Consider the following 12,120-nt stretch of genomic DNA (forward strand, 5'->3'; position numbering starts at 1 on the left):
CCGGGCTCCGTTCGGGGGTGGTGCGGCGAGCTTGGGAACGGTGCTTCGGGCTACTTGATGCTCCCGACGCCCATGTGCGGCTGGTCGTTGCCGACCTGCTTGCCGTTGGCGTCGTACGAGCGGATCGTGGCCATGTCGCCGTGCCCGGCGTTGGCCGGAACGAACATGACGTAGTAGCTCTGGTTCTCGATCTTCTGGGTCGCGACGTCGACCGTGGCCTTGTCCTTGTCGAACGTGGCGACGACCTTGGCGACGTTCTGCGGGGTGATGCCGAACGACACGGTGCCGAGCTTGCCGACGCCCGCCGGGTTGAGCGGGGTGTCGCCGAGCCCGATGGCGGTGAAGCCCTCGCCGCCCGTCGTGTCGCCGCGCTGCCAGGTCGGCTTGTTGCCGCAGCCGTGGCCGCCGCCCCGGTTCGTGAGTTTGCCGTCCAGGCTCAGTTCGTAGGTTTCGCAGTAGCCGGTGCGGGACTCCAGGGCGGGCGCCCCGGTCGTCTTGGCCGGGGCCTCGTACGTGCCGTAGCTGCGGACACGCACCAGTTCCCAGGTGTGCCCCGAGGCCTCACCCTTGGCGACGGACAGCGTGCCGAGGCCTGCCGCCGCGTCCGGGGCGCCGGTCGTCGGGCTCGCTTGGCCGGGAGTGGCCGTCGACGCCGACGGGGTCGAGCCGGTCGCCACGTTGTCCGTGCCGCCGCCCGACGTCAGGCCGATCGCCGTCGCGGTGCCGGCCGCCACCAGTACCGCGGCGATGGCGCCGCCGACCGCCGCGCGGCGGCGCCGCCGGGCCCGGCCGCCGGTCTCGATCGCCTCGTGCGGGGCGAGCGTCTCGGGCACGTCCCGCATACCTTGGTCGAATCTGTCGCGCATCCACTGTCCTTCCTCGTCGCCGGTCATACGGCGATCACCTCCGCGGAGTCGTCGGCGCTCCAGCGGGCGCCGTGGAGGGCGGGATCGGCGCGGAGCTTCGCCAGTCCCTTCGATGCCTGGCTCTTGACCGTCCCCACCGAAATGCCCAGCGAGCGGGCGACTTCGGCTTCGGGCAGGTCGTCCCAGTACCGCAGCACGACGACCGTGCGCTGCCGGGCCGGGAGTTGCGCGAGCGCGCGCATGAGCGCGTCGCGCTGCTCCACCTGCCGGGTGGTCGAGTCCGCGGCGGTCCGCGGCTCCGGAGCGGTCACCCCGAAGAGCTGGGTGATCCGTTTGCGCCGGAACCGGGCCGCGTTTGTGTTGACCAGGATGCGGCGCACGTACGCGTCCGGGCTGTCGCTGCCCTGCACCCGGTGCCACGCGACGTACGCCTTGGTCAGCGCGGTCTGCACCAAGTCCTCGGCGTCGCCGTGGTCGCCGGTCAACAAGTACGCCGTCCGCACGAGCTTCGCCCAGCGTGCCTGGACGAATTCGCGGAACTGCGCCGCCTCATCGGCTCTCAATGAGCACCTCCTCGTGAGCCTTGAGTACGGGGTCGGCCGGCGGGGTTGCCTGCGTTTCCCGGGAATATGGGAATCCCCGGAGGCGGGGGTTCCGCTTCCGGGGATTCCGTGGGGTGTCAGGCGACGGCAAGCGCGGCGACGAGGAGTCCGCCGGCGGCGGCCGAGGCGAGGCCGCGGACGTGGTTCATGCGGGTCCAGTCGGGGAGGTAGCTCTGCCACAGGACCTGGGCCTGGGCGGCGTCGGCCTTGTCGAGGGCTTCGTTGCGGGGGACGTGGTAGCCGGCGGTGAGCGTGAACGAGCCCACGAGGTAGAGGGCGGAACCGGCGACGACGTAGCCGGAATAGGCGCCGTCCCACGAGACGAGGGACCAGACGAGGAGGGCGGCGGAGGCGAGAGTGGTGCCCATGAAGACGCTCATGAAAGCGGGGGTGAGGGCGGATCTGTTGATGGACTGCATCACCCGTATTGCTTCCGGGGCGGGGACTTTCGCGAGGCCTTTCATCACCAGCACGGAGAATCCGTAGAACACGCCGCCCATCACTGCTGCGCCGAGAGCGGTGGCCAGGGTGAGAGCGAACAGGAAACCGTGCATGGGACTGCCCTCCGGAAGTCGAACGGGGTGGTGTGGCCGAAAACTCCCGCGGGCTGCGGGGAATTTCTCAGACGGTCCAGACGCCGGTCGCGGCGACCTCGCGGGCGTAATCGGCGAAGTCGCGCGGCTCGCGGCCGAGGGCGCGCTGCACACCGTCGGTGAGGTGGGCGTTGCGGCCGTCGAGGACCTCGGTGAAGAGGTAGCGGATGAGCCAGACGACCTCCTCGGGCTCGCCGAGTTCGGTCAGGACGGCGGCGTAGGCGTCCATCGGCACCGGCACGAAGTCGATCTTACGGCCGATGGCGCCGGCGACCTCGGCGACGGCTTCGGCGAAGGTCATCAGGCGCGGGCCGGTGACCTCGTAGACCTCGCCCGCGTGGCCGTCCTCGGTGAGCGCGGCGACCGCGACGTCGGCGATGTCGTCGGCGTCGACGAAGGGTTCGCGGACGTCGGTGACAGGGAGCGCGACCTCGCCCTGGAGCACCGGCTCGACGAGGAAGTTCTCGCTGAAGTTCTGGTGGAACCAGGCGGCGCGCACGACGGTCCACGCGGTGCCGGCGGACTGGACGCGCTCTTCGGCCCGCTGGGCCTCGGGCTCGCCGCGGCCGGAGAGGAGCACGAGGCGTTCGACGCCCGCCTTGGCGGCCTGCTCGGCGAAGTCGCCGACGATGTCGGCGGCGCCCGGGACGGCTAGGTCCGGGTAGTAGGTGAGGTACGCGGCCCGGACGCCTTCGAGGACCGGGGCCCAGGTGGCCCGGTCGTTCCAGTCGAAGGGGATGGGGGCGGTACGGGAGCCGAGGCGGGTGGGGACGCCCAGCGCGGTCAGCCGCTCGGCGACGCGGCGGCCGGTCTTGCCGGTGGCGCCGAGGATGAGGACGGGGGCGGCGGTGTTGGCGGCGGCGGTCATGTGGGGCTCCTTCATGGTGGGTGTCTCGCTTGCGTGACTTCATTCAAGTCGAAGCACGTGAGACGAACCATCGTTGAGGAGCGCCAAAACATGCGAGATCGTCTCGCTTATGCCGAGGGTGCGCCGGACCGCGGTCCGGCGCACCCTCACCGCTTTGCGGAGGGTCAGCCCAACAGCTCGCCCATCCACGTCTCAATCGCGTCGACCTCGCGCGGCAGCGCCGAGGACATCAGCCGGGCGCCGTCCTCCGTAATGACCAGGTCGTCCTCGATGCGCACACCGATGCCCCGCAGCTCCGGCGGCAGCGTCTCGTCGTCCGGCTGGAGGTACAGCCCGGGTTCGACGGTCAGCACGTGGCCGACCTCCAGCTTCCCGTCCAAGTACGTCCCGGCCCGCGCCTTCGCGCAGTCGTGGACGTCCATGCCGAGCATGTGGCCGCTGCTGCACAGCGTGTAGCGCCGGTGCAGCCCGCTTTCGGGGCGCAGCGACTCCTCCGCGCTCACCGGGAGCACGCCCCACTCGTGCAGCCCCGTCGCGATGACCCGCATCGCCGCCAGGTGGAAGTCCCGGAAGCTCGCCCCCGGCCGCAGCGCGTCGATCCCGGCCTGCTGCGCGTCCAACACCAGCTGGTAGACGTCGCGTTGGGCGCTCGAGAAGCGGCCCGACAACGGCAGCGTCCGCGTGATGTCCGCCGTGTAGAGCGTGTCCGTCTCCACGCCCGCGTCCAGCAGCAGGAGCTTGTCCGCGTCCAGCGCGCCGTCGTTGCGGATCCAGTGCAGCACGCACGCGTGCGCGCCCGACGCGGCGATCGTCTCGTAGCCGAGCCCGTTGCCCTCCGCCCGCGCGCGCAGGTTGAACACGCCCTCGATCCAGCGCTCGCCGCGCGGGTGCCGCAGCGCCTGCGGCAGGGCGCGGACGACGTCCGAGAAGCCCGCGGCCGTGTGGTCGACCGCGAGCTGCAGCTGCGCGACCTCCCACTCGTCCTTGACCAGCCGCATTTCCGACAGGTACCCGGCGAACTCGCGGTTCTGGTCGGTCGCCCCGCGGACCGGCACCCACGCGTCGACGGCCGGGTCCACCCCGGCGAGCACCCGCGTCGCGACATTCGCGCCCCGGAACAGGTCCGGGAACCGGTCCAGGTGCACGCAGTCGATCCCGAGCTGCGTCGCCGTCTCGTCGAGGGTGTTCCGGCGGCCCACCCAGAACTCGCCGTAGCGGCGGTCGCGGAAGAACTCGCCGGTGTCGCGGGTCGAACGCGGCCGCACATAAAGCCGCGCCTCGTGGGTGCCGCCGACCGGTTCGAGGACCAGCACGCTGTCCGGTTCGGTGCCGCCGGTCAGGTAGGAGAACTCGGTCTGCGGGCGGAACTGGTAGTCGCAGTCGTTGCTGCGCACCTTGAGGACGCCGGACGGCACGATCAGCCGCTCGCCCGGGAACCGCGCCGACAGCCGCGCGCGGCGCTTGGCCGCCCAGGGGGCGATGTCGGCCAGGGTGAGGTCGGGCAGCGGGCTCGGCGTCCAGCGGTCGCTCATGAACGCCCCGAGCGCGTCGGACACGGGCAGGTCGTGGCTGCCGGTGTGGAACGCGTTCGGGGTGGCGTCCTGGGTCACAGGGTCCTCCATGGGGGCGCGAGGGTACGCGGGATATTTCGGGACAACGCGGCGGTGGCAGGCACGCTACCCGCCGACGGCCGGGGACGGTACGGCGGCCCGGTCGCCGACGGCCGCTGCCTCCGGGAAAGGCCGCACGCGACCTGGCGCGACCCCCGCGAAGACCCTCGCGAAGACCCTGTGCCGACCCTGCGCCGGCGTGGGCGATGCGACCCGGTCCGGCTTGACAGGCAGCCGTTCGGCGCGCCGCGCGTGTCCGCCCCGCGCGAGCGTGCTCCGCGGAGCCGCACGACGAAGTACGTTGCTGCGAACCACGGGCCGGCGTCGGCCCGGCAGGCGTCGACCCGGCATCGGAGACTCCCGGCGTGCATCGGCCTTTTCGTCTCGGCCCCCTGACCACCACGTGCCTGATCCGGGCCGGCGACGGCGCCGCGGCGATACCGGAGCGGAACGTCCGGGCCCGGGTGGTGCCGGGGAAGCCGTTTCCGGCGAACCTGCCCGCGGACCTTGCCGACGCCCGGGAACGCGTACGGCACGTCCACGAATCGGGTGCCTGCCGGCGTCATTGGAACAGCCCGACGTTCCGCCTCGACGCGTTCACCGCCGGCCGCGATGCGGACGAGGAACTCGTCCTCGACTTGGAGTTCTCCCCGAGCGACTACTACACGTCACTGGCCGCGCAGGGCATCGAATGTGTGCCGGACGCAGCCCGGGCGGCCGGTGCCCGGCCCGGTGCGGACCTGCTCCCCGGGGTGTCGTTCGGGGTGAACGTGGCGGCCGTCACCGGGGACGGCCGCATGGTCTTCTCCCGCCGCAGTGACCAGGTCGCGGTCAACCCCGGGCTGTGGAACTCGTCGGCCAACGAGGGACTGTCCCGGACGCACGACATCGCCGACGACGGCAGCGTCGACCTCTTCGGCGCCGCGCGTCGGGCGCTTGCCGAGGAACTCACCGTCTTCGATGCCGATATCGCCGGACTGGACATGCTGTCCGTGGTCGTCGACCAGCGGCGGCGCCAGTGGGGGGCGCTGTTCTGCGCCCGACTGAGGTGCACCGAGGAAGTGCTGCGGCAGCGCTGGACGCGGGGCATGCACGACCCCTGGGAGCACACCGAGTTCGCCTTCGTGCCGGCGGACCCGGCGGACGTCCTCGGCTTCCTCCTGGACCCCGCACGGCGAGATTCGTGGACGGCGTGCGCGCCGGCGCTCTTCTACCACGCCCTGGTACGCACGACCGCCGTGGGCGGCGGCGCGCAGCCCGCGCGCGGCGTCGTGGAAGCGGCCCTCGACCGTCTGCTGGTGTCGGCGTCGACGTGAGCCGGACGGACGGCGCGCCCGGCACGGTGTTCGGGGGCGGCCTCCCGGAACGTGGTTCGCCGTTCACCCTTGCGTCGTAGCGTGGTCCCCGTCGACCGGCCGCGACGGACAGGGGGCAGACCAGTGGAACCGATCTCGACCGTGCTACTCGCGGGACTCGCCGGAGGCGCGGGCGGCGAGGCCGGGCAGCGGGCCTGGACCGCGCTCGCCCGGCTGGTGCGGCGCGAGTTCCGCCGCTCGGGCACCAGCGGCGAAGCGGCGCTCAGCGCGCTGGAGCGCAACCCCGCCGACCCGCACCGCGCACGGTCCCTCACCCAGGTCCTGGAAGCCCGCGCGCACATGGACGCCGAGTTCGCCGCCGAACTCGACATCTGGGCCCGCGGCACGCACGGCGACCGGGAATTGGCGGCCGCGGTGTCGGCCTGGGCGGCCGAGCAGCGCCGCCCGGGAAGCGGGCCGACGGCGGCCGTAGCCGGCTCGGGGGCGTAGCAAGCCCCCGCTCAGGTACGGGAGTACGCCCCCGGCGGGGCGCCGATCGCGGCGGTGAAGTCGCGGGTCAGGTGGGCTTGGTCGGCGTAGCCGAGTTCGACGGCGAGCGCGGACCAGTCCAGGGTGCCGCCCTGGTCGGCGCGTTCGGCGGCTTCGTGGAGGCGGGCACGGCGGAGGACCCACTTGGGGGAGGCGCCGACGTATTCCGCGAACAGGCGCTGCAGGCGGCGCACCGAGACGCCGGCGTGGGAGGCGAAGTCGTCGACGCGGACGAACGCGGGGGTCTCGGTGATGGTGCGCACCATCGCGGCGACCTCTTCGGCGACCGGGTCGCGGGCGGGGAGCATGCCGAGCAGGAAGGACTCGACGTGCCGGGTCATTTCCGTGTCGTCGCGGGTGGCGAGCACGGCTTCCTGGACGTCGAACACCCCGGCGCCGAAGACGTCCTGCGCGGGCACGACGCGGTCGGTGAGGTCCGTGACCGGGCCGCCGAGGAACGGGCGGAAGCCGCCCGGGTGGAACTTCACGCCGAAGACGTGCCCCAGCTCGGCGATCTCGCGGACGAACGGACCGCGGATGATGCCGTACACCGACGGGTGCGGCTCCTCGAAGACCAGGTGCACGCTCGGATGCGGCAGCGTGCGCGACTCGTACGGCTTCCCGCCGCGCAGGTCCCACGCGACGATCCAGTGGTTCTCGACGAACGGGGCGAGCCGCGGATCGGGCTCCGGCCGGGCCAAGCGGATCTTGGTCGCGGTCAGCCCGGGATAGAGGACGCCGCGGCCGAGATTCGCCGGGTTCGTCCCGTGTTCGGTCATGGGGACAGCCTAGATCGTGCCCGGTCGGGGCCGCTGTCGCGTTTGTTCAAGACCGGCACGCGGGGGTCTCCGTAGCGTTCCGGACATGGAACTGCACCCGCACCTCGCCGTCGCCGCCGCCGAAGCCGCCCGCATCGCCCGGGGCGCCGGCACCGCCGCGCCGGACGCGCCGACCCCGTGCGCCGACATGAACCTCGGCGCGCTGCTCAACCACTGGATCCTCTACAGCGCCTTCGGCCTGGAGAAGCGGGCCCGCCGCGAACCGCTGCCCGAGGAACTGCTCAACCGCGACTTCGCCGCCGACCCGGACTGGGCCGAGACGTACGCCGCGCAGCTCGACCGCGCCGTCGCGGCGTGGGCGGAACCGGCCGCGTGGGAAGGCGACGTCGAGGTCGGCCCCGGCATGACCTTCCCGCCCGCCACGATCGTCGGCCTGATCGTCAAGGAACTCACCGTGCACGGCTGGGACGTCGCCGCGGCGACCGGGCAGACCGTCGAACTGCCCGAGGACACCGCCAAGCTCGTCCTCACGGTCGTCGAAGAACACGCGGAGGTCTACCGGCAGTACGACGGGTTCGCCGACCCGGTCGAGATCCCGGCCGATGCGCCGACGTTCGAACGGGCCCTGGCGTTGTCGGGCCGCGACCCGAAGTGGCGGGCCGCGTCGGCCGGATAGCGCGGCTGCGAAGGCCGCGCCTCCGGGCCGGCACCCGGGGGTGGCGGGCTACCGTCTTGCTGCGTGGGGGCGCGGGGAGCCGGCCCGGACGGGCGTGGTTCCCGGCCGTCGCCCTGTCGGCTTGCGCCGCGCGACGGCGCCGCCGGCCATCCGGCCACCGTGCCCGAGCCGCCCCGCCGCTCCCCGCCGCCGTGGTGGTGGGGAGACCGATCGGGCGGATACGGGCACCCCGCGGTGCCCGCCACCCGGCCGCATGCCTGCCTCGCCGCCCCTCCGCCTCCGCCTCGCCGCCTCGCCTCGCCGCGCCGCCTGGCCTCCGCCTCGCCTCCGCGTCCCCGCCTCGCCGTGTCCGCCGCTTTGCCTCGCCGGGCTTTGCACGTCGTCGCCCGTCCTCCGCGCCCGTTGCCCCTACTCCCGCGGGAGTAGATCCCCGAGCGGGGCGTCTCCCCCCGCAGCAGATTCTTCGCCGCCCGGACCGGCGCTGACCTGCGGGGAGAGCACCGCAGGTCACTTCGTGGGCGGGACGTTTCGCGGGGTCCTGCCGAGCAGGCTGGAGGGCGTCGGAAGGCGAGAGACCAGCGTCCTCAGGAGGGCATCGTGGCTGCGGGCGAGGCAGTGCGGGCGGCGGAGCGAACGGCGCGGCAGGGCGAGCCGGCCGGGCGGGTGCGGGGGACCGGGGCGCGGTCGGAAGACCCGGCGCCGGGCGGTCGGGCCGAGCGGCGGGCGGCTGTCGGCGCGGACACAGCGGCCGGCGCCGACACCGCCAAACCGGCACCCGCACGCCGGTTCTCGCGGCGGGTGCGGAAGAGCGTCAACTCCCTGCACGTCGTCGCGTCCGTCGGGCTCGTCGGGGTCGAGTGGGGTTTGATCGCGCTCGGGATCGTGGCGCGCGTCACCGGGGACGCGGAGCTGCGGCACACGCTGTACCCCGTCATGCGGTATCTCGTGTACACGACCGGGATGCCGCTGGCGGTGATCGCGCTGGTGTCGGGCGTCCTGCTCTGTCTGCGGACGCCGTGGGGGCTCTGGCGCTACCTGTGGATCAAAGTGAAGATCGTGCTGCTGTTCCTGGTCATCGCGATCGGTGCGGGCCTGATGTCGCGCTGGCTGCGCGATCTGGAGCAGATGACCGCGCCGGGGGCCGACGCGGCCGGGCTCGCGGCCGTGCAGTGGTACCAGTTCGCCGGTGCGGCCGTGCAGTTGGCCGCGCTCGCGGTGGCGACATTCCTGTCGATCTTCAAGCCCGCGGGCGCGGCCAAGGGGTCAGCTGCCCGCCGGCGGTAGCGGGTCGACCTTCCAGTCGGGGTGCCCGGGCATCGGCGGGGTCGTCGGGGCGTAGAGCCAGGCGTCGAGGAACGGGCGCAGGTCGCGGTGCGCGACCTGCGAGGCGAGGTCGACGAAGTCCCGGGTGCTCGCCGTGCGGCCGCGGTAGCGGCTGACCCAGGCGCGTTCGATGGCGTTGAAGGTGCTGTCGCCGACCTCCGCGCGGAGGGCGTAGAGGACGAGCGCGGCGCCGTCGTAGCGCATCCGCTTGAACAGGTTCGGCTCGGTGGGCGCGGCGGGCGGCCCGTAGTCGCGGCGCCACAGGTCGTGGGCGCGGTAGGCGTCGTACATGCGGGCTTCCATCGCGTCGCCGCCGTGCTCTTCGGAGTACAGCCGCTCGTAGAACCGCGCGTGGCCTTCGCTCAGCCACAGGTCCGACCAGGACGCCAGCGCGACGCTGTCGCCGAACCACTGGTGGGTCAGCTCGTGCACCATGTTGCGTTCGGCGGTGACCTGGTCGCCGGCCAGGTCGCCTTCCGGGATGAGCGACAGCGTTTGCGTTTCCAGGGCGACGCCGAGGTCGGTGTGGGCGACCAGCAGGCCGTAGGTACCGAACGGGTAGGGGCCCAACTTGGCGCTCAGCCACCGCAGATGGTCGGCCGTGAGGGCCCGGTAGGCGGCCGTGGAGGCGACCAGGTCCGGCGGCACCACGTCCCGGATCTTCACCCCGCCGGGTCCTTGGCTGGTCACGAACTCGTAGTGGCCGACCGCGAATTGCACGAGCTGTCCGGCGACCGGGGTGGCGGAGTCGTACGTCCACCGCAGCCGCCCGGGCCCGTCCGGCCGCCGTCCCCGGAAATCGCCGTTGGCGACGGCCTGGACGTCCTGCGGCGCGCTGATCGAGACCGTCATCGGCACGCGGACGCTCGGATGGTCGCCGGTCGGGAACAGCATCTGGGTGCCGTTCGGCTGCGGGTAGACCACGGTGCCGTCCGGGGTGGGGATCCACCCGTAGTCCTCGATGGCGTCGTCGCGGTGCCGCGTCTGCGTGGGGTCGGCGGTGTATTCGACGCGGATGTCGAACGCGTCGTGCTTGCCGATGGGCTTGCGCGGTGTGACGACGAGTTCGTCGCCGTCCCGGACGGCCGCGGCGGGCTTGCCGTCGACGAAGACCCGGCCGAGGGTGTTCCCGGCGAAGTCGAGGTCGAAGCGGGAGAGCCGCTGCGTGGCCACCGCGTGCAGGGTCGCCACCGCGGGGAACGCGGTCTTGGGGGCCTGCCACGCCAGGTCGAGGGAGATGTGCTCCAGGGTGTAGCCGCCGTTCCCCGCATTCGGGAACAGCGGGTCGCCGATGCCGGGTGCTCCCGGCGTCCCGCCGTCCCGCGCGGCCCCGGCGGGGGCGGGGAGGGCGAGCAGCAGCGCGGCGGTGGCGGCCAATGCGGACAAGGAACGCGGGAACCGTCGGTCGGTGCGCATGGTTCCACGCTGACGGACGCACGGGTGCCCGCGGAAGACCGACATGCCGATGGCCCGGGAACGGCACCCGAATGGGCGCGAGTCCGCCGACCGCACCGTTTTCCCGTGCCGCGCGGACGTGTTGGTCAGAACACGCGGCCGGATAGCCCGCTCCCCGGGCGCCTCACTAGCGTGGGGCCCACCCCGCGCGGACGCCGTGCCGGGGCAAGCCCGATCGGCGCCGACAGAGACGGGTCTTCGATGGTGACCTGGACAGCACCGGGCCGGGAGTGCCGCGAAGCCCTCCCGGCCCGGTTGTCCGGATGCGATTCCGGCGGTGCCGGACCGGGGTCAGCCGGCCTGGCGGCGCCCGGCGGCGGCGTACAGCTCCACGTCGCCCATGCGGGTGGTCTGCGACGGCAGCCGCCCGTAGGCCGCGCGGTACAGCGACCCGAACCGGCCGAGGTGGCTGAAGCCCCAGCGCAGCGCGATCCCGGTCACCGTGTCGTCGCTGCGGCCCTCGGCCACCGCGAGCAGGTCGGCGTGCGCCCCGGCCAGGCGCACGTGCCGCAGGTGCGCGAGCGGCGTGACGCCCAGATGGGTGCGGAACTTCTCCTGGAGCGTGCGCACGCTCATGTGCGACGCGGCGGCGATGTCCGCGACCGAGATCGGCTCCGACGCGTGCTCCTCGCAGAACGCCAGCGCCCGGCGCAGCGCCACCGGCGCCCCGACCGGTCCGCCGCGCGGCGCCGCGCCGCCGCTCAGGCTGTGCGACTGGCACGCCAACAGGCCGTGCACCAGCATCTGTTCGAAGTGCGCGGCGGTGTCGGGGGAGCGGGTCAGCAGGCCCGAGTCGACCATCGACGCGAAGCTGTGCGCGAGCGAAAGCCACTGCCGCACCTCGTCGTTCGCCGGGTCGAGGACCGGCTCGAAGCGCAGCGGGGTGTCGGTGTCGAGGGCGCCCGCGTACGGCCGGATCGCCGCGTCCACGACGCGCCGCGGAATCCGCAGCACCAGCGCGGTGGTCTCGGGCGTGAACCGCAGCACGGTGTCCTGGCCGGGCCCGGTCACCACCGGCGACAGCGGCATGTCCCGCCCGTCGACGGTGACCCGGCCGCCGCCGTTGTGCAGCAAGTGCACGAGGTAGACGGGGGCTTGCGCGTCCAGCCGGAGTTCGGCGTGGGCGCCGTAGGAGATCTGGTACAGCGCGATCTCGCCGCGGTGCAGCACCCGCAGCCGGGCCCGCACCGCGCCGGTGCCGGGCACCCGCAGGCGGTGCGGCACGACGTGCGAGCCGACCGCGTGGTGCATCAGCCGCGCCTCGGTGCCCTGGTACAGCACACGCCCCCGCGGTGCCGCCGCCGCGCGCACCGGGGCCGTGCCCGGCGCGGGACGGACCCCGCCGGGCCCGCGGACCGCGGCGGCGGGCTGGGGCCGTGGCGCTTGGCCGGGCTGCATGCGCGGCGCGGGCACACCCCGCGGACGGTCCGCGGCCGCGGGAGAAGGAATGTACGGGGACTGCGGGGCAACGAGGACAGGGCGAGGGAAAGCCGTGGCGGCCATG

General features: G+C 73.2%; 12 protein-coding genes. 4 read left to right on the forward strand and 8 right to left on the reverse strand.

The genetic code is table 11. From position 1 onward, the window contains the following. Nucleotides 1–50: 50 nt before the first annotated feature. The 5 genes from ACPA54_RS24145 to ACPA54_RS24165 form a co-directional block, all read right to left on the reverse strand. The gene (locus ACPA54_RS24145; RefSeq protein ID WP_423532997.1) at nucleotides 51–893 is read right to left on the reverse strand and encodes a hypothetical protein; all 843 of its coding nucleotides are present in this window, start codon (nucleotides 891–893) and stop codon (nucleotides 51–53) included. Then, nucleotides 890–1,429, reverse strand: a complete 540-nt coding sequence (locus ACPA54_RS24150; RefSeq protein ID WP_423532999.1) for a SigE family RNA polymerase sigma factor — start codon at nucleotides 1,427–1,429, stop codon at nucleotides 890–892. Before ACPA54_RS24150 ends, ACPA54_RS24145 begins: the two co-directional genes overlap by 4 nt. A 116-nt stretch (nucleotides 1,430–1,545) precedes the next feature. After that, nucleotides 1,546–2,022: an anthrone oxygenase family protein gene (locus tag ACPA54_RS24155; protein WP_423533001.1), complete on the reverse strand. Its 477-nt coding sequence runs from the start codon at nucleotides 2,020–2,022 to the stop codon at nucleotides 1,546–1,548. Nucleotides 2,023–2,089: 67 nt separating this feature from the next. Beyond that, the gene (locus tag ACPA54_RS24160; protein WP_423533003.1) at nucleotides 2,090–2,929 is read right to left on the reverse strand and encodes a Rossmann-fold NAD(P)-binding domain-containing protein; all 840 of its coding nucleotides are present in this window, start codon (nucleotides 2,927–2,929) and stop codon (nucleotides 2,090–2,092) included. A 164-nt stretch (nucleotides 2,930–3,093) separates the two neighbouring features. Beyond that, nucleotides 3,094–4,551, reverse strand: coding sequence for an aminopeptidase P family protein (locus ACPA54_RS24165; RefSeq protein ID WP_423533005.1), 1,458 nt, complete (start codon nucleotides 4,549–4,551; stop codon nucleotides 3,094–3,096). 353 nt (nucleotides 4,552–4,904) lie between these two features. Between ACPA54_RS24165 and ACPA54_RS24170 the strand changes: the two genes are divergently transcribed. Then, nucleotides 4,905–5,855 (forward strand): NUDIX hydrolase, encoded by a 951-nt coding sequence (locus ACPA54_RS24170; RefSeq protein WP_423533007.1) that lies wholly within the window; start codon nucleotides 4,905–4,907, stop codon nucleotides 5,853–5,855. Between the two features lie 123 nt (nucleotides 5,856–5,978). Continuing rightward, nucleotides 5,979–6,344 (forward strand): hypothetical protein, encoded by a 366-nt coding sequence (locus ACPA54_RS24175; protein ID WP_423533009.1) that lies wholly within the window; start codon nucleotides 5,979–5,981, stop codon nucleotides 6,342–6,344. Nucleotides 6,345–6,355: 11 nt separating this feature from the next. Here ACPA54_RS24175 and ACPA54_RS24180 read toward each other — a convergent pair whose 3' ends face one another. Next, a complete protein-coding gene (locus ACPA54_RS24180; RefSeq protein WP_423533011.1) occupies nucleotides 6,356–7,162 on the reverse strand; it encodes a DUF6597 domain-containing transcriptional factor in 807 nt (268 codons plus the stop codon). An 85-nt stretch (nucleotides 7,163–7,247) separates the two neighbouring features. Here ACPA54_RS24180 and ACPA54_RS24185 point away from each other — a divergent pair, with 85 nt between their 5' ends. Together ACPA54_RS24185 and ACPA54_RS24190 are read left to right on the forward strand one after the other, a co-directional pair. After that, nucleotides 7,248–7,838, forward strand: coding sequence for a TIGR03086 family metal-binding protein (locus ACPA54_RS24185; protein ID WP_423533013.1), 591 nt, complete (start codon nucleotides 7,248–7,250; stop codon nucleotides 7,836–7,838). A 597-nt stretch (nucleotides 7,839–8,435) separates the two neighbouring features. Beyond that, complete coding sequence (locus ACPA54_RS24190) at nucleotides 8,436–9,122, forward strand: hypothetical protein (RefSeq protein ID WP_423533015.1); 687 nt, start codon at nucleotides 8,436–8,438, stop codon at nucleotides 9,120–9,122. Here ACPA54_RS24190 and ACPA54_RS24195 read toward each other — a convergent pair. Then, a complete protein-coding gene (locus ACPA54_RS24195) occupies nucleotides 9,102–10,577 on the reverse strand; it encodes a M1 family metallopeptidase (protein ID WP_423533017.1) in 1,476 nt (491 codons plus the stop codon). The two genes, ACPA54_RS24190 and ACPA54_RS24195, sit on opposite strands and share 21 nt — an antisense overlap. Nucleotides 10,578–10,907: 330 nt before the next feature. After that, complete coding sequence (locus ACPA54_RS24200; protein ID WP_423533019.1) at nucleotides 10,908–11,897, reverse strand: AraC family transcriptional regulator; 990 nt, start codon at nucleotides 11,895–11,897, stop codon at nucleotides 10,908–10,910. Nucleotides 11,898–12,120 lie beyond the last annotated feature (223 nt).

The organism is Uniformispora flossi (assembly GCF_049534875.1).
GTDB classification, from domain to species: Bacteria; Actinomycetota; Actinomycetes; order Streptomycetales; family Streptomycetaceae; genus Yinghuangia; species Yinghuangia aomiensis.

Bases quoted from the DNA above. Each gene is read 5' to 3' on its own strand.
- ACPA54_RS24145 (WP_423532997.1), bottom strand. From the start codon at position 893: ATGACCGGCGACGAGGAAGGACAGTGGATGCGCGACAGATTCGACCAA.
- ACPA54_RS24155 (WP_423533001.1), bottom strand. From the start codon at position 2,022: ATGCACGGTTTCCTGTTCGCTCTCACCCTGGCCACCGCTCTCGGCGCA.
- ACPA54_RS24160 (WP_423533003.1), bottom strand. From the start codon at position 2,929: ATGACCGCCGCCGCCAACACCGCCGCCCCCGTCCTCATCCTCGGCGCC.
- ACPA54_RS24165 (WP_423533005.1), bottom strand. From the start codon at position 4,551: ATGGAGGACCCTGTGACCCAGGACGCCACCCCGAACGCGTTCCACACC.
- ACPA54_RS24180 (WP_423533011.1), bottom strand. From the start codon at position 7,162: ATGACCGAACACGGGACGAACCCGGCGAATCTCGGCCGCGGCGTCCTC.
- ACPA54_RS24185 (WP_423533013.1), top strand. From the start codon at position 7,248: ATGGAACTGCACCCGCACCTCGCCGTCGCCGCCGCCGAAGCCGCCCGC.
- ACPA54_RS24195 (WP_423533017.1), bottom strand. From the start codon at position 10,577: ATGCGCACCGACCGACGGTTCCCGCGTTCCTTGTCCGCATTGGCCGCC.